Origin of the sequence: Bradyrhizobium genosp. SA-3 (assembly GCF_004212635.1) — a bacterium.
Taxonomy (GTDB): Bacteria; Pseudomonadota; Alphaproteobacteria; order Rhizobiales; family Xanthobacteraceae; genus Bradyrhizobium.
The window spans coordinates 20,718-38,043 of the sequence record NZ_PSRT01000044.1 but is presented as its reverse complement, the minus strand read 5'-3'; the positions used below and the strand labels follow the sequence as shown (position 1 = coordinate 38,043).

At 57.8% G+C, this 17,326-nt stretch carries 12 protein-coding genes and 1 pseudogene; 1 reads left to right on the top strand and 12 read right to left on the bottom strand.

The genetic code is table 11. The features are described from left to right. Nucleotides 1-9 precede the first annotated feature (9 nt). The 8 genes and pseudogenes from CWO91_RS17295 to mdeB all read right to left on the bottom strand — a co-directional run bounded on the left by CWO91_RS17295 (nucleotide 10) and on the right by mdeB (nucleotide 10,725). Nucleotides 10-636 carry an energy-coupling factor transporter transmembrane component T gene (locus CWO91_RS17295; RefSeq protein WP_130214666.1) on the bottom strand — a complete coding sequence of 209 codons (627 nt, stop codon included), beginning with the start codon at nucleotides 634-636 and terminating at the stop codon, nucleotides 10-12. After that, the gene (locus CWO91_RS17290) at nucleotides 633-1,403 is read right to left on the bottom strand and encodes an energy-coupling factor ABC transporter ATP-binding protein (RefSeq protein WP_245471284.1); all 771 of its coding nucleotides are present in this window, start codon (nucleotides 1,401-1,403) and stop codon (nucleotides 633-635) included. Before CWO91_RS17290 ends, CWO91_RS17295 begins: the two co-directional genes overlap by 4 nt. A 24-nt stretch (nucleotides 1,404-1,427) precedes the next feature. Further along, a complete protein-coding gene (panC, locus tag CWO91_RS17285) occupies nucleotides 1,428-2,276 on the bottom strand; it encodes a pantoate--beta-alanine ligase (RefSeq protein WP_130214664.1) in 849 nt (282 codons plus the stop codon). Between the two features lie 2 nt (nucleotides 2,277-2,278). After that, nucleotides 2,279-3,163, bottom strand: a complete 885-nt coding sequence (gene panB / locus CWO91_RS17280; RefSeq protein WP_130214662.1) for a 3-methyl-2-oxobutanoate hydroxymethyltransferase — start codon at nucleotides 3,161-3,163, stop codon at nucleotides 2,279-2,281. A gap of 52 nt (nucleotides 3,164-3,215) precedes the next feature. Then, nucleotides 3,216-3,647, bottom strand: a pseudogene (gene panD, locus CWO91_RS44325) (aspartate 1-decarboxylase); the annotation flags it as partial. A 1,337-nt stretch (nucleotides 3,648-4,984) separates the two neighbouring features. Then, nucleotides 4,985-6,715 carry a dihydrolipoyl dehydrogenase gene (gene lpdA / locus CWO91_RS17260; RefSeq protein ID WP_130214656.1) on the bottom strand — a complete coding sequence of 577 codons (1,731 nt, stop codon included), beginning with the start codon at nucleotides 6,713-6,715 and terminating at the stop codon, nucleotides 4,985-4,987. A 7-nt stretch (nucleotides 6,716-6,722) separates the two neighbouring features. Beyond that, a complete protein-coding gene (locus tag CWO91_RS17255) occupies nucleotides 6,723-8,012 on the bottom strand; it encodes a 2-oxo acid dehydrogenase subunit E2 (RefSeq protein WP_130214654.1) in 1,290 nt (429 codons plus the stop codon). Nucleotides 8,013-8,031: 19 nt separating this feature from the next. Then, a complete protein-coding gene (gene mdeB / locus CWO91_RS17250) occupies nucleotides 8,032-10,725 on the bottom strand; it encodes an alpha-ketoglutarate dehydrogenase (RefSeq protein ID WP_130214652.1) in 2,694 nt (897 codons plus the stop codon). A gap of 387 nt (nucleotides 10,726-11,112) precedes the next feature. Between mdeB and CWO91_RS17245 the strand changes: the two genes are divergently transcribed. After that, on the top strand, nucleotides 11,113-11,976 hold the full coding sequence (locus tag CWO91_RS17245) for an AraC family transcriptional regulator (RefSeq protein WP_245471283.1): 864 nt from the start codon (nucleotides 11,113-11,115) through the stop codon (nucleotides 11,974-11,976). A gap of 53 nt (nucleotides 11,977-12,029) precedes the next feature. Here the strand turns inward: CWO91_RS17245 and CWO91_RS17240 are convergent, their stop codons facing one another. The 4 genes from CWO91_RS17240 to CWO91_RS17225 form a co-directional block, all read right to left on the bottom strand. After that, complete coding sequence (locus tag CWO91_RS17240; protein WP_130214650.1) at nucleotides 12,030-13,262, bottom strand: ABC transporter substrate-binding protein; 1,233 nt, start codon at nucleotides 13,260-13,262, stop codon at nucleotides 12,030-12,032. A gap of 142 nt (nucleotides 13,263-13,404) precedes the next feature. Continuing rightward, nucleotides 13,405-15,276, bottom strand: a complete 1,872-nt coding sequence (locus CWO91_RS17235) for an AMP-dependent synthetase/ligase (protein WP_130214648.1) — start codon at nucleotides 15,274-15,276, stop codon at nucleotides 13,405-13,407. A gap of 1 nt (nucleotide 15,277) precedes the next feature. Beyond that, complete coding sequence (locus CWO91_RS17230) at nucleotides 15,278-16,057, bottom strand: enoyl-CoA hydratase/isomerase family protein (RefSeq protein WP_091890190.1); 780 nt, start codon at nucleotides 16,055-16,057, stop codon at nucleotides 15,278-15,280. A gap of 29 nt (nucleotides 16,058-16,086) precedes the next feature. Continuing rightward, nucleotides 16,087-17,217, bottom strand: a complete 1,131-nt coding sequence (locus CWO91_RS17225) for an LLM class flavin-dependent oxidoreductase (RefSeq protein ID WP_091890187.1) — start codon at nucleotides 17,215-17,217, stop codon at nucleotides 16,087-16,089. Nucleotides 17,218-17,326 lie beyond the last annotated feature (109 nt).

Sequence of the window (17,326 nt, the reverse complement as noted above, 5' to 3'; positions counted from 1 at the left end):
GATTTTCTCCTACAGCGGGGGTGAGTGACGATCGGCGGCGGACCGGTCGAAACCGCGTGCATCGAGCGCTTCGGCGACGCGGTCGGCAAGTTGCAGAATGTCGGCGACGAAAGCGGCCACCAGTCGCAGCGGAATGCGCCGGTGCGTGCGTGCCTTCCAGGCCTCCTCCCGGGCGCGCCATCTTGCGAGCAGGACCGGCACAAAACGCAGAACAAGCGCGACTGCGAGCGCCATCTTGCGCGGATTGACGCCAAACGGACGTAACAAGCGGAGCACCGGCGCCAGTACTTCCATCAGAGCGCTCATCGTGGTGGTCATGCTGACGAGATCGGCGAGCAGAAGCATCGCCAACAGCCGCATGGTGACGACGGCGCCGGCATTCCAACCACCCGACGCGGTCTGCAAGCCGCCGACGACCACAAGCAGCGGCAGCAATGGCTGCAGCAACTTGAGGCGCGCCATGCCGGCACGGCCGAAGGTGGCATAGACCATGGCAATCATCGCCAACATGCCCGCCAGAATTCGGCAGTCGCCGACCGGCAGCAAAAGCACACTGAGGAGGGCAAGGCCCGCAAGCTTGACGCCGGCCGGTACGCGGTGCAACCAGGTCTGTGGCGCGAGGCCGTCGGTCATCATGACGTTAGGGCGTCCCCTGCCCCAACGATCGTTGCATGAGCCCGGTAGGCAGGCAGCACTTCGGCGGGTCGGCCATCGAGGCGGATGTGGCCCGCATCCAGCCAGATTATGCGATCGAACTCCGCGAGCAGCTCGAAATCATGAGACGCCATCACGACCCGCTGCGGAAGCGCCGTGACCCGGCGGTACAACCGCAGTCGTGTCGGCAAGTCGAGACTGGCGAAAGGCTCGTCCATCAACAGGATCGACGGCTCTGTTGCGAGCAGCGCCAGGATGCAGACAAGTTGCTTCTGGCCGCCAGACAGCTCATTGACGTTGCGGTCCGCCCATTGGCCGCAGCCGTGCCGCTCCAAAAGCGCCATCGCCTGCTGCCGTGCCTGCTGCGTCGGTATGCCGCGCTCTACCGGACCGAAAGCGACCTCCTCGGCAACCGTGGGGAAAATGAGCTGGTGGTCGGGATTCTGAAATAGAAAGCCGACCTGTGCCGGAAGGTCTTTGCGATGTCGTACCGTATCGAGCCCCGCCACCTTGACGCGCCCGCGAGTCGGCAGGAGCAACCCGTTCATCAGCCGCAACATCGTGCTCTTGCCTGAACCATTGTCACCAATCAGGCCGATCCGGCGCTCAGCCAGGCAAAGTTCGGGAATGGCAAGAACCTGACGGTCCGTGCGCCGAAACTGCACCTGTTCGAAGATGATCCCTTCGGCCGCCCCACTGAGGTGAGGACGGCCTGCGGGAGGCGCTTCGCGTCGGACAGCTTCAATCAAGACGATTTTTTCGCCTCTGTCGCGCTACGGAGTTGGCTGAATTATCACGTTGTCGATAAGCCTCGTCGAACCGACATAGGCCGCCACGCACAGTGCCGCGGGGCGGCGTAGCGGACTTACAGCGGGCTTGAGCGTGTCGCCGTCGACAAGCTCAAGATATTGCAGCCGATCGACCGTTTGCAAATGCCTCTTGGCGATTGCAATCAGCTTGTCCACGTTCCGCTCTCCCAAGCCGAACTCCTCCGCTGCGGCGAAGAGTCCACGACTGATGGCGAGGGCCCGCCCTCGGTCTTCCTCGCTGAGATACCGGTTGCGGCTGCTCATTGCGAGGCGGTCTACTTCCCGAACGGTCGGCACAGTAACGATCTCGATCGGAAGATTGAGATCGTTGGCCATGCGACGCACGACCGCGCACTGCTGAAAGTCCTTTTGCCCGAAGAACGCGACGTCCGGCTGTACCATGTTGAACAGCTTGCTTACGACCGTCGCGACCCCGCGAAAATGTCCCGGCCTGAAAGCTCCGCAGAGCGGTTTCGCGAGTTCGCCTGGTTCAACGAAGGTCTCGAATTGAGCCGGATAGACTTCCTGCGCGGCGGGCGCGAAGACGATCGCAACACCGGCATCGCGGCACAGCTTTTCATCGCGCTGAAAGTCGCGCGGATAGGTGCTGAGATCCTCTTTTGGCCCGAACTGAGTGGGATTGACGAAGATGCTGACCACGGTGACGTCGCATTGCGCCCGGCTGGCCTCGATCAGCGCCAAGTGGCCGTCGTGCAGATAGCCCATTGTCGGTACAAATCCGACACATTTGTCGGCTCGGCGAGCCTCTGCGAGAGCGTGGCGAAGCTCGGCGACCGTCGTGATTGTTTGCATTTTCAAGCTTCACATCGGGTTTGGTTGGAAGGGGCCCAGTTTGCGATCGTCTCACCTATGCCTTCGGGAAGCCGATAGGACTCTTGCGGTGTCGGGAATGTACCGTTGCGGACATCGGCAACCCAACGCGACAGCGCCTCCTGCAACACCCGAAAGCCGTCGGTGTAAGTACGAACGAATTTTGGGACATGGCCTTCAATCAAGCCAAGCACGTCGTGGAACACCAACACCTGCCCCGAACAACCAGGACCCGCGCCAATCCCGATGGTAGGTATCGTCAGCGTTTCTGTCGCTCGCGCAGCGAGCTCGGCCGGGATGCCTTCCAGGACCAGCGCGAAGCAGCCGGCCTCCTGCAGGCGATGGGCGTCGTCGAGCAGACGCAAGGCGTCATCGGCCTTGCGCCCCTGCACTTTGAATCCACCCATTGCATTGACGCTCTGCGGGGTCAAGCCGAGATGACCCATCACGGGAATCTCGCAGTCGACCAGAGCACGTATCATTTCGGCGCGTTTGGATCCGCCCTCAAGCTTTACGGCGTCAGCGCCACGCTGCAAGAAGCCTCCAGCGTTGCGGATCGTGTCTTCCCGGCTGAGGTGAAAGCTCAGAAATGGCATATCAGCCACGAGCAAGGCTCGAGGTTTCGCACGCGCAACCGCCTCAAGATGGTGATTCATCATCGCCATGCTGACGGGTAGCGTATTGTCGAATCCGAGGCAGACGTTGCCGACGCTGTCTCCGACAAGGATCATATCCACGATGGGGTCAGCAATGCGTGCGGTGACCGCATCATAGGCGGTCGTCATCACGAGGCGCCGCCCCTCCTCCTTCCACAGTCGCAGCCTTGGAACCGTGACCCGCTCGACCGTGGCTGCAGAGGTGTGGCTCATTTTCGATCCCTATCCTGTCAGTCGGCCTTAGTTCGAGTTCCGCGGTTCGGAGCGGTATGGGCTTCACGTCGCCTGCCTCACCGCGGATTTCGAAGCAATAGCGCTCCGCACCGTCCAGAGTGACGGAATAGATCATGCGATCGGTAATGTGGTTGTTGCGATCGAAGGCGAGAATTCTTGGTTTCAGCCGAACGATTTGCGCCTCATCCACGTACCTCGAACTGCAAACGATGATCTGGTCGCCTACTTGGCAAGTGCGCGCGGCAGCGCCGTTGAGGACACAACAACGCGACCCGGGTTCTCCAAAAATCACGTACGTCGAAATTCGCGCCCCGGAGTTCTTGTTCCAGATCTCCACGAACTCCATCGGCAGAATCCCCGCCTCATGGCACTGATCCGGATCGAGAGTGATCGAGCCGTGATAGTGAAGATTCGCCTCTGTTACATGGATGCCATGCAGTTTTGCGGCCAGCACTTTTCTCATCTGAAGGTTCCGTTGAGCCTGGCTCGCGCCCCTAAAGCCGACGCTCTCCTATGGAGCACGAGATAAAACTGTCAACTCAGAGAGACAAAAAGAAAAATATCTCTCAAAAACAGCAGCTGGACGCATAAGAACCTCCAATGGTCGCGCGATCATCGTTTAAGAACTTCCCACCCAATCGTCATGGAAATTGGAGTCGACGCAAGCTGGTTGCCGACGTTTCGAGTGCATTAAGAGTCATACATGGTCAGCCGACGACTCCAGATCTTGTCGGATCTATGCCGGCCGTCGGACATCAGAGTACAGCCATTTAGAAGCCCGTATAGATCGCCGCGCAACACTCATCACGCACAGCTAGCGGACGCAGCGATTGAAACTATCGGCAAGATTTCTGGCGAGACCTTCGCCCCCCTGACCCGAGATGAATTTCGAACGCTTACCGAAATCTTGAAGAAGATCATACAATCCTGATCAACCGGCTTCGAGCGACACAAGATGCAGCCAAGCGTCGAGAAAAGGGCCCGGCGATCCCGCCGGGCCAAGTAGAGGGAGGAAGCGAAAGATCGGAAACCTTTCGCAAACGCCGAATGCGGAGTTCGATCGCAGAAACTCAGCGAACGACTTCCAGCAGCAATACGATCGTACACATCAGACCGCATTTTGTGCTGAAGTCGGCACCTCTCAGTGCTATTTCCGGCATTTGACGTCGTCGTATGATTTCGACAGCACCACAAAGAACTGGCGCGTGACTTGGAAGGCACCGGCTCCGCACGTCCGGAACAGTTCATTTCATCGCCCGGCTCAGATCTCGCAATGCCCACACCGCCGTACCCGCATTTGCAATTCAGAGCTCCCAATCGCCGACGGTCCTGCCAAGCATGACTGCCGGGTCCGCTCGCGTTGATGAATGTCCATTCCTTGAAACTGCGCTGAAGAAATCGCGCCTATTGTCCGACGCGCTGTCCTCGATCATCTCTACCTAGCGCGCGGCGAATCTTTCTTCTGAATCTCGACAGGTCGAACAGGAGCCTTGGCACTCTTAATCGCCTTGCCTTCGATTGCGAGATGTAGAACTCGCACCAATCTGGCAAGGCCGAGTTCTACAAATGCGACCCGAACATGCGGATCATTCGCAATCCTGAGTTGGTTGTCTACAATGACGATGGATGCCGCCAGATCAGGTCTTCTCTCCAGAACGAAGTCTCGACATGCCGCGGCAAATTCCTCCTCTTGAACGCTCAAAGGTACCTTGACGTTCGTCCGAGAATCTCCCGCCATATTCGGGTCCCATATGAACGACCGGCAGCGAGAGACCTGGTGCCGGCTCAGTTTTTGAATTTCTAGTGGCTCGCGCGCTTGGTCGACCTCTTCGCACCCGGCAACACATCCGTGCAAACACCTTCATAAACTTCGGCAGCCAGGCCTATTGTTTCTCCGAACGTCGGATGCGGATGAATGGTCTTGCTGATATCAATTGCATCGGCGCCCATCTCGATCGCCAGACAGATTTCTCCGATCATGTCGCCAGCGTGCGGGCCAACGATCACACCCCCGATGATGCGGTGCGTCTCTTGGTCGATGATCAGCTTGGTCATGCCATAAGACGCGCCCGAGGCGACCGCTCTGCCCGAGGCGGCCCACGGAAACTTCGCGGATCTAACGCGCCTACCTGAAGAGGCAGCCTCATGCTCCATGACGCCAACCCAGGCCACCTCGGGATCAGTGTAGGCAACGTTCGGGACGATCTTCGCGTCAAAGAAGCTCTTGAGCCCGGCAGCCGCTTCGGCCGCGACATGCCCCTCGTGAACCGCCTTATGGGCGAGCATAGGGTTGCCCGCGACATCGCCGATCGCGAAAATATGAGGCAAATTCGTCCGCATTTGTCTGTCGACTGCAACGAAACCTTTTGCGTCGCGTCTTACACCAATCTTCTCCAAGCCAATATTTGCGCTGTTCGGCACTCTGCCTGCGGACTGCAGGACAAGATCGTAAGTTCGACGCCCCGGCTTTGCGCCTTCAATCTCGACCGATACGCCCTTACTATCTGCTGTGGCGCTCACTACACCCGCATTGAGATCAATATGTTGGAACCGATGAGCGTTCCTGCTTTGCCATATCTTCACAGCGTCCGGATCAACGCCGGCTAGCATACTTGGCAATCGTTCAACGAGATCGATTTGAGCACCAAGCGAGCTATAAATCGTGGCCATCTCGAGTCCGATAATGCCCGCCCCGACGACAAGCATTTGCTTCGGAATCGTCTTTAGCTGCAGGGCTCCGGTCGACGTGACGATCCGCTCGTCTTTCGGAAACACACTTAACTTATTCGCCGAGGAACCCGTGGCGATGATGCACTTCTCGAACTCAACATATTGAGACGCACCAGTATCGAGATCGATTGCCAAGCAATTCGACGCGACAAATCTGGCAAATCCGTTGATGATTCTAACGTCCCGCGCCCGCGCCATCTGACCTAGCCCGTCAGTCAGCTTCTTTATCGTTCCGTCCCTGAATGATCTGAGTGCATTCAGATCCAATTCCAGCGCGCCGAATCGAACTCCCTTGTCAGCGATCCTTTCGGCCTCTTCCTTGGCCGCCGCGATGTGAAGCAACGCTTTGGATGGAATACACCCGACGTTCAGGCATACGCCACCCAACGATTGGTATCGCTCGATCATCGCGACCTTGAGACCCAGATCCGCGGCGCGATATGCAGCAGAATATCCACCTGGTCCACCACCGATCACGGCGAGATCGAAGCGTTCCTCGCCTCCGCCAGATGCGGCCGAGCCATTCTGGGCTACAGCCTCGGATGGCGTCCGGTCCGGCGCAATCGGTTGCGCCTTGGCAATGACGGTGCCTTGCGACACTTTATCGCCAACCTTCAGAAGCACCTCCTTGATAGGACCCGCGATCGGCGAAGGAATTTCCATCGTGGCCTTGTCAGATTCAACAACAATAAGCCCCTGCTCCTTGTCAACGATGTCACCGTCTTTGACGAGCACCTCCACAATCTGAACGTCCTTAAAGTCTCCAATGTCGGGGACCAATATATCGATCACGCGCTCCATGGGGGCCTCACAACGCGTATCGCCGCAGATCGTTCAACAGAGTCGCGACGAAGCCCAAGAACCGCGCGGCAGCGACACCGTCGACCACCCGGTGATCCCACGAGAGCGTTATCGGAAGCATTTGACGCGGCTGAAATCCACTTCCGTTCCAGACTGCCTCGGTGACAGCGCGCCCCGCTCCCAGGATCGCTACTTCGGGAGCGTTGATGATCGGCGTGAACCCATGACCGCCGACGCCTCCCAGCGACGAGACGGAGATGCAGCGTCCTTGCATGTCCCCCGGGGATAGCTGACCTCCAACGGCCTTGTCCGCGAGCGCACGCATTTCGGAGGCGATCTCTATCAGTCCCTTCTTATCGCAATCTCTGATGACCGGAACCACCAAACCCTTAGGAGTGTCGACTGCAAATCCGATGTGAATGTACTTCTTGAGAATTAGGGCATCTTGATCAAAGGACGAATTGAAGCGGGGATATTTCTTCAGCGCAAGGGCTGCTGCCTTAATCAAGATCGACACCATCGTCAGCTTCGCTGAGGCCTCCCCCGCCTCTCCATTGATATTCTTTCGGAACGCCTCCGCTTCGGTCACATCAGCTTTGTCGAAGTTTGTGACGTGCGGGATCGTGTTCCAGTTTCGTGAAAGATTTGCCCCGGTTATCTGCTGAATTCTCGAGAGAGGCACTCTTTCGATCGCGCCGAACTTTTCATAATCTGCCCTTGGCAGCGCTGGAGCGATTGCAGATGGCGGCAACTGGGTCGACCCCATCAACTGTTTCACGTGGCTCGTAACATCATCGTGCAGCACCCTGCCCTTGGCTCCGCTTGGCACGACGAGGGCCAACGGCACGCCGAGTTCCCGTGCCAATGCGCGAACCGACGGTGATGCATGCGCCTGACCGACCTCGGGCCGTCCGCCCGGGTCCTCTAATCCACTTGGCTCAGGCCTTTCTCGTACCTTGATTGACGCAGACCCTCCCTGCGCCACAGCACCGGCATCCTTCGCTGATGAAGCGGCTTTCGCACTCATCTCTTGAGCAGGTGAGTCATCTGATGCCGATCCTGCCTCTAGAATCATCAAGATTGATCCTTGAGATACCAAGCTACCGACCTCGATCATCAACTGCTTGACTTTTCCTGCCGCGGGAGACGGCACCTCCATCGTTGCTTTGTCAGATTCGATCGAGAGCAATGGCGTATCGATTACGACATCATCGCCAACCGCGACGTTGATTTCAACGATCGGCACGTCCTTGTAGTCCCCGATGTCCGGCAGGACGATTTCTATTGAATCAACCATGATTTCGCTTTGACCTGCGTTACCTTGACCAGGGGGAATTTGCGTCCGCCGGGACGCCATAGCGCGCGATGGCCTCGGCCACCCGGCTGCGATCGATCGCCCCCGACCGCGCCAGAGATGTCAGTGCAGCGATAGCGATCTGCGCGCGATCGACTTCAAAGAACGACCTTAGCGCGGAACGCTTATCGCTCCGTCCGAAGCCGTCAGTACCGAGAACGGTGTACGGCGCCTCGAAATACGACGCTATGAGCTGCGGATAGGCACGCACGTAGTCGGAGGCCGCCACGACCGGCACGCTTCCTGAGAGACACTTTGAAACGTGGCTCTCCTTTGGCTTGGAGAGCGGGTTTAGACGGTTCTTGCGCTCAATTTCTCGAGCCTCCCGCGCCAGTTCTGCGAAGCTGGTGGCCGACCATACTTCGCAGGGGATCTGCCAATCCCTCTCCAGCATCTTTGCAGCCTCCAATGCCTCTGGAAGGATTGCGCCGGAACCGACGAGGCGCACCTCCGCAGGTCCATTTTCGCTCGAAACGACGCGATAGAGACCTTTTATGATGTCGTCGCGAACATCCACAAGCATGGTTGGCTGCGCGTAGTTCTCGTTCATCACCGTAAGATAGTAGAATTCATCACGCTCCTCTTCGAGCATGGCGTGCATTCCATGGTCCACGATGACGGCGACTTCGTAGGAAAACGCCGGGTCGTATGCTCGGCAGTTCGGGATCGTCGCCGCGATGACATGGCTAGAGCCGTCTTGGTGCTGCAGTCCTTCGCCGCCGAGAGTGGTGCGGCCGGCCGTCGCGCCGATCAGGAAGCCCCGCGCGCGCTGATCCGCGGCCGCCCAGATAAGATCGCCGATCCGCTGAAATCCGAACATCGAATAGTAGATATAGAACGGTAGCAATGCGAAGTTATGGACGCTGTAAGATGTCGCAGCGGCCGTCCAGGAAGAAATCGCGCCTGCCTCTGTGATGCCTTCCTCGAGAAGTTGACCGTCCGCCGCCTCCTTGTAGTAGAGCATCGAGCCCGCGTCTTCCGGCTCATAGAGTTGCCCGACCGGTGAGTAGATCCCCACCTGCCTGAACAGGTTAGCCATACCGAACGTCCGCGCCTCGTCGGCAACGATTGGCACAATTCTGGGACCGAGCACTTTGTCCTTAAGCAGATTCGAGAACAGCCGAACCACCGCCATGGTCGTCGACGTCTCTTTGCCCTCGCCCTTGAGCGCGAACTCGGCATAGGACTGTAGGGCGGGGACGGCAACGGCCGCCGCCGTCCGCCTCCTGGTCGGCATGTAGCCGCCAAGTGCCTCACGCTTCGACCGTAGATACTGAAGCTCGGCGCTGTCGTTCGCGGGACGGAAGAATTCGAGACGTTCAACCTGCTCGTTGGTCAGTGGAAGAGAGAAGCGATCGCGGAACGCATAGAGCGCATCGATGTCGAGCTTTTTCGCCTGATGAGACGTCATGCGCGACTCCCCGGCGCCTCCCATTCCATACCCTTTCTTGGTCTTCGCCAGGATAACAGTCGGCCGCCCCTTGGTCGCCTTTGCTGCAGCGAAAGCGGCAAATAGCTTCCGAAAATCATGGCCGCCTCGCTTCAGCGCATCGATGTCAGTATCGGACATATGCGAGACGAGAGCCCGCACCTCCGGATCTTCACCGAAGAAGTTTGCGAGATTGTACGCTCCGTCCTTGGCCCCGAGCGTCTGATACTTCCCATCAACCGTCGCCGCGAATTTGCGCAACAATGCGTGCTCTGTGTCGCGCGAGAAGATCTGATCCCACTCCGATCCCCACAGCACCTTAATCACATTCCAGCCTGCCCCTCGGAAGATCATCTCCAGTTCTTGGATGACCTGTCCGTTCCCGCGCACTGGACCGTCGAGCCGTTGAAGATTGCAATTGACGATAAACGTCAGATTGTCGAGGTTCTCACGCGCGGCCAAAGACAGGCCGGCGATCGACTCCGGCTCATCCATTTCTCCGTCACCGAATACGCCCCACACGTGGCGGTCTTGGGTACGCGCCAAACCTCTGTTGTCGAGATATTTCATGAAACGCGCCTGGTAGATGGCGCTGATTGGTCCGATGCCCATCGAGCCTGTTGGCATCTGCCAGAAGTCTGGCATGAGCCAAGGATGCGGATATGAGGACAGGCCCACTCCGGTGAGCTCTTGACGATAGTATCTCAAGTTCTCTTCTGACAGGCGCCCTTCGAGATACGCGCGCGCATACACGCCCGGCGAGGAATGCGGCTGGAAGTACACAATGTCACCTTCCGCCTCCGGACTTGACGCGCGGAAGAAATGGTTGAAACCGACCTCAAATATTTCTGCCGCCGACGCATAGCTAGCGACATGGCCCCCGAGTTCCCCATAGGCCCTATTGGCCCGAACAACCATGGCGAGGGCGTTCCACCTGATAATCGCAGTGATCCGGGTCTCCATCTGGATGTCACCCGGATAGGGCGGCTGCGACTCGAGAGGTATCGAATTTCGATAAGGAGAGTAGGGAGGCACATCTGAAAGTACGCCGAGTTCCTTGGCTCGCTGATCCAGTGCCGAGAGAATAAAGCGTACACGTTCAGCACCCGCGCTTCGATGGAGAGATCCGAGGGATGCAAGCCAATCGGCCGTTTCGTTTTCGTCTTGGTCAAGCGATTGTCCACCGGCTGACTTGATCGGCGCGTCGATGCGAATGGTCACTGTCATCAGACTCCTTCGAACTCCCTCCTTGGTAGCATTGGGTGTCGTGGCATATCTCGCCGAAAACTCCGGCATTTCGGGCTGAACACGCGATCGGACGAGGCAGCTGTTGCGGATTTTGGCATTCTCTGCCGTGTCGCGTGCGAGAGGGCAAATGAGGTACCCGGAAGGCACACTTTGTTGCGGCTGGCTGGATCGCGCCGCACGGCTGCCCGCCCATCCGGCTCATGTCGCGGTTGGAAAAAGCAGAGCCGAGGGCTTAGACCCGCTTCGACACATTACTTTTTCGTGACGATCATTTGGCAAAGGGTTATTGTCGCCCGCAGGCTCCCGAAGCGAGCTCCACTCGCGCCACCTGACGGATGGAACCGTATCCATTAACGAGTGAACTCAATGAGCACATCACCCGCATCTGAATTGGATCATAGCCTGGCCAGAATGAATTTGCCGGATCTTAGGCTCAATTACGACCCGATAGATCCGGATCAGTTCGATCGTCCAATCGTCTCGATGTGCATTGAGACTGGTGAACATGGTGACGAACTCCCGCTCCACTCGCACAAGAAGGGACAATTGGTCGTCGCCTCACATGGATCAGTCATGTGTCGTGCCCCTGGTGGGTTATGGATCGTTCCTCCGCAAGGAGCCGTGTGGATACCTCCTGGGGTCATGCATAGCAATTGCGTATCAGACAATGGAAAGGTCTACCTCGTCTTCATCGATCCGCTGGCAAGTATGCTTCCAAACACTTGCTGCACATTCACGATATCGTCGCTCGTTCGCGAGTTGATACACCGGCTATCCGTATTTCCGCCACTTTATCCCGTTGAAGGACCGACGAGCCGACTCGGTCGAGTGCTGCTCGACGAATTAGTGCAGATGTCCACGGAACAGATGTACTTGCCAATTTCCACGGACAGCCGACTTCAACATCTCGCGGCATCACTGCTCAATGATCCCGGCGACCGTAGCACCATCGATGAACTCGCCGCCCGGTATGCAATGAGTGTGCGGACCTTCGCCCGCCTGGTCTTGAAGGAAACCGGAATGACATTCGGACGCTGGCGGCAGCGGCTTCATATCTTGGTCGCATTGCAACGCTTGACGGCTGGATCGTCGGTGCAGGCCGTTTCGCTCGATCTGGGCTATGAGACGCCGAGCGCGTTCATCACTATGTTCAAGAAGACAATGGGAAAGAGCCCCCGCCGCTTCCTCGCCGAACGGTCGAGCTTCAGCAGCCAGCAGCCCTTCACATAGCACGCATAGAAACACAGCCCCGGCATTGAACCGGGGCGGTGGTTCGTGGCGCCTTATCGAGAGCTGAAGGGCACCACCGGATATTCCAGGTCTGCTTCGGCAATTGCCCTCGGTGAAACCACGCGCGGCTTGCCTTTTTGCGCTTGAAGCAGAGCCACGGCGGAATTCACGTTCTGGCCGCTCGAGTCAAATTTGATCGTCCCAGACGACATCAAGACTGGCTGCATTTCCGTCAGCTTGAGGGTGCCGTGAATTGCCCCCGATTCCGACGAGCCCGCACGATTTACCGCGTCCCTGACGATCTGCACGGCCTCGAAGGCGCATGCCGCATTTGCGTCGAGCCATTCATTGGGGTAGTCGGCCGCGAACATCTCGAGAATTTTGTGCGCATCGGGCGCCTTCGGATTGTAGTAGAGCGCCGACGCCATCGCGCCGTCAGCGTACTTGCCGAGCGCGTCGTAATATGCCTTGTCGATAACGCCGTTCGAATTCGCCGAGTAGATCATTTTCGGGCTCCATCCCTGCTTTACACACTCACGTGTGATCATGATGGCGTCGTTGACCCGAGTGATCGGGAAAAGCATGTCAGCGCCGGTCGCTTTTGCCTTTGCGACTTCGACTGAGAGATCCTTGGCCTTCTCATCGTATGGAATGAACTCAGTGAGCTTGATCGGGAGATCGACCTCTTTCCAGGCCTGTGCTATGCTCGTGGCGCTCGACTGCCCCATCACGTTGTTGAGGTGGAGGACGACCGCGCTGGCTGGCGGACCGTTGAGGGTCGTCAACAGAGCTTTCAAATCGATCAGCGACTGACGAATGATCATCAGCGACGTCGGATAGTAACGGAAGACCTGAGTGAAGCCCTGCGAGGTCACTTGCGTCGCGCTGGCGATATGCACGACCATCGGGACCTTCGCTGCTTCGCAGGCCTGAAGCGCCGAGATGGTCGCGCCCGAGTCCCAGGCGCCGATGAGGACCGTACAACCCTGGCGGATCAGGTTCTCCGCAGCGATACGGCCATTTTCCGGCCGACTCTGCGTATCGGCGTGAATGACCTCAATCTCATCACCGTACTTCTGTCTGGCGAACTTCGCGCCGAGATCAATGCCGCGCACGCAAGCCTGTCCGGGGAACGCCAACACGCCGCTGCTGGGCATGATCGCGCCGATCTTAACCTTGACTTGGCCCACCGCCCTGACCGGCCACGATACAAGCCCTGCGGCGATGCCAAAACCGCTGCCGAGCACGGTCCGGCGAGTAAGCCCGTTTCCGATGCGATTCTTCATGTGAAGTCTCTTTCAGTTGACTACAATGGAAATTACGGCGATTGGTCGGAAGCTTTAAGAATGACAGCGCGCTGCAACGCGAACACAGCTGCGACACGCGCTCAGCAAGCTTGATGATCGCACGAAGCGGAAACGGATCAGACTATATTCCCACCTCGGTCTTGATCAGGTTCTCCTCACTATCGTCATAGAGCGAATCGATCAGTGACCGGTACCGCTCCATTATTTGCTTGCGGCGCTTTTTCCGCGTTGGCGTCATCACGCCATTCTCCGGAGAGAGTTCCTCCGGAAGTATTCGGAAGGCCTTGATCTGCTCGGCCCTCGCTAGCCGACCGTTTGCTTTGGCAATCTCGCCTTCAACCATCCGGACGACGATCTCTGACTCCGCCAGATCCGAATAGTGAGCAATGCGAACATCACGCGATTTGGCCCACTCCATCGTCGCGGTCGCATCTACTTCGATCAACGCGGTCAGATACTTCTTTCCTTCTCCGATCACCGCCGCTTCAGAGATAAAGGGACTGTGCCGGATTTCATTCTCGATCTGCGTGGGGCTGATCGATTTGCCGTTGGATGTGTTGATGATCTCCTTCTTTCGATCGACCAGCTTGAACAGGCCTGTCGGCCCAATCTCCACGACATCGCCGGTATAAAGCCAGCCATCGCGGAGGGCCGACTTCGTTTCCTCTGGCTTATTCCAGTACCCGACAAAGAGCCCGGGACCTTTGACGATCATTTCTCCGTCTTCAAGAACGGCAGTTTGCCAAGCCGCATCATGCACGGGGACGCCCACGGTTCCTGCTTCCGGCCATTCAGCCATCTGGACCAGGTTCGCTCCAACCAGCTCGGTCTGCCCGTAACATTCCTTTAGCTGCAGTCCCCACAGCTGCCACAGAGACATGAGTTCGGAAGGCATCGCAGCCGACGACGTATAGGTGACGGTGAGTTCTTCAAACCCGACCTCGGCAAGCAAGGGACGGAAAATCCGTTCCCGGCAGACGGCGAACAGGGCGGATATGAACGGGTTGGGCACACCGCCGGCCTGACGGTCGTCGAGCGCCTTGCGAGCGATCGTCATTGCGAATTGGTAGTCCTGCTTCTGCTTCTCAGACCCCGAATGAACCTTGCTGAGGATTTGGGTGGCAAACCTCTGATAGAACCTCGGCGGAGCCATGAAGTAGGTTGGCTTCACTTCCTTGATGGTCTGAGCGAAATCAGCGCTCGTCTCCCCGAAGTACGGGATCAGCCGAATCAGCAAAGGTAACGTCGTTGCCTGTGCGCGCGCAACCGTATGCGACATCGGAAGATGCACCACCACGCGATGAGCATCGGAACGCAACTTCGAACTGAATGTCGTTACAGAGTGTGCACCAGCGAGCAGCGAAAGGTGGGTCAACATCGCGCCCTTTGGAAACCCCGTCGTGCCGGATGTGTACCCGATGCTCGCCAGGTCACTAGCCTTTGCTTTCGCAACTTGCTCCCTAAGGAACACGTCCGCGTCAACCGAAGTCTCCCCACAGAAGACTTGGAGAGGAACGACATTCGCTGGGCCGCCCGCCCCCTTCCACTCTGGGTCGAGCACAATGATGTTTCTCAATTTCTCAGTCTGGCCTGACGCCAGGACAATATTGAGCTGAAGTTCGCTCCCGACAAAGACGAAGGATGCTCCGGAATCGCTGAGGTAGTATCCAACTTCTTCTGGCGATGACGTAAAATAGACGCCGACCATCACCCCGCCGGCGCAGATCGTCGCCATGTCCGCAAGCAGCCATTCCTGAGACACGTCTCCCATGATGGCCGCACGGTCACCGTGCTTGAATCCGGCTTTTTGCAGAGCCGCGGCCAAATTGGCGACCAGATCTGAATACTGCTTCCAGGTTGTCGCAGTCCATTCGCCCCGGCGCTTCTGCTTGAATGCTATCTCGTCCGGCCGCGCCGCTCGTCGAGAGCTCAGAAGCTGCGGAATGGTGACATCCGCGAACTGAGCCCCCGACGTGATGTGTTCGACATCCATTTCACCGCTCCGCGAAACGCTTGCGCTTTTCGGCGAACGCGGCGACCGCATCCCTCCGCTCAGGCGATGCGAAAGTGATGGTCTCCAGAGCAGTCGACGTATCCAGCAATAGGTGCGAATATTGCTTGATGATCTTGTTGACGCTGTATTTCGTCCAAATGATCGCTTCCCTCGGACCGCTCGCGAGCATCTCAGCGTATTCGATCGCGGCCTCCTTGACGTCTCTGTCGGAAATGACCTCGTTGATCATTCCGATGGAAGCCGCCTTTTCCGCGGAAATGAATTCGCCGGTCATGAGATAGTGTTTCGCACGGGCAGGCCCCATCAGGAGAGGCCAGATCACAGCCCCTCCGTCGCCTGCGACGACACCCGCCGTGACATGCGTATCGGCGAACCGTGCTGTTGGACTTGCGAAGATGACATCGCAAAATAGCGCAAGCGTCGCGCCCAGACCGACAGCAACGCCGTTGACTGCAGCAACGATCGGGACTTCGACTTCCAGCATATTCCGAATCAGATGACGCCCACCTCGGGTCGGCGAAGGAATCGGGCTCTTGTCGAGCGTCTTCTGATCGCCACCGGAACAGAAGCCGCGCCCGGCGCCCGTCAGCACGATTGCGCGTGTCGCCTTGTCGTCGTCCAGCTCGACGAAGACGCGCTCCAGCTCGTGGTGCATATCCCAGTTGATCGCATTCAGGATTTCCGGGCGGTTCATCGTTATGACGGCAACACCGCTCGGCCGCCGCTCGACAATCAGATATTTGTAGCCCTGCTTCGACATTGGTCTGCTCCCGTGTTTTCCTGGAAACTTTACTTTTGCGGCCGCATGGCGCGAATCTGACCGAGGATCTCCTCCGTCGGCCGCACGACATTGTTTCTGTCATTGAAGTGCGGGATGACGTAGCGCCCGACCATTTCAATCGCTTCCATGATCTTCTCGTGATTTACAGAGTCCAGATGCAGAAGGACCTCATCAATGCCCAATGCCTGGAACTTTTCGATCTGTCGAATGACGGTATCGGGGCTTCCGCAAACCGTAGTTGCCGAGTGATTGAGCAGATAGTCCCAGTCCTTGGCGGCGCGCTCCATGGCGGGTACGCTCTCGCTCATGTACGCGTAATCATCGGCAATCTTTGCCAAGCGCGGATAAGCGTCGGTCGAGATCTTCGCATAATTCATCAACGGCTCGGCGTAGTCTTCCTTCGCCTTCTGATCCGTAGGACCAATCCCAAAAAAGAGCGGAATGCCGATGCGTGGGCGCTCGAGCGGCCCAAGCTCGTCACGCTTCCAGGATCGACGATAGGAGTTGAGCAGCTTTTCCTGGACCTCCCATCCCTGGTAGATCGAATTGCTCATTACAGCGAGGCCTTCGGCGCCAGCCCAGCTGTGACTGCGTTCGCTCGTGGCAGCGATGCCGATGACCGGATGGGGCTTCTGCAGGGGCTTCGGGACAAGCATTCGCGGCGGAACCTGGTAGTACTTGCCCTCGAAGGTGAAGATGTCTTCGCGCATCGATTTCTTCAGAAGCGCGATCCCCTCCTCCATTTGAGCGAGCGTCTCACCCGGATCGACGTTGAACGCGCGCATCGCGATGGTGGTATTGGCTCGACCGGCGTAGAACTCCATGCGACCGTTCGAGAGAATGTCCGTCACCGCCAAGCGCTCCGCGGTCCGCAAGGCGTGATTGATCTTCTGCGGCATCAAAGTGACCGCCGGCCTCAGCTTGATGCGCGAGGTGACGGCAGCGAGATAGCCATATACCACCTCTGGCGCCGAGCTCGAAATGCCGCCCAATGCGACGTGTTGTTCGGAGAGCGAGGCGCAATCGAACCCCATTTTTTCTGCGAGGCGCACCTCGTCCACCAGCTCATGGAGTCGGCGCGCATAACTCTGCCCGACCTGGGTTTCCTGCTCCGACCAAAACCCGAACGTAAGTGCCATCTTCTTAATCCTCAGGGAGTTTCGAGATGGCCTAACATTTCATAAGCACAGCAATATTTTCGTCCGAATGCAGGGTCTCGCTACGCAACTTTCCAAATTTTGTGCTGTA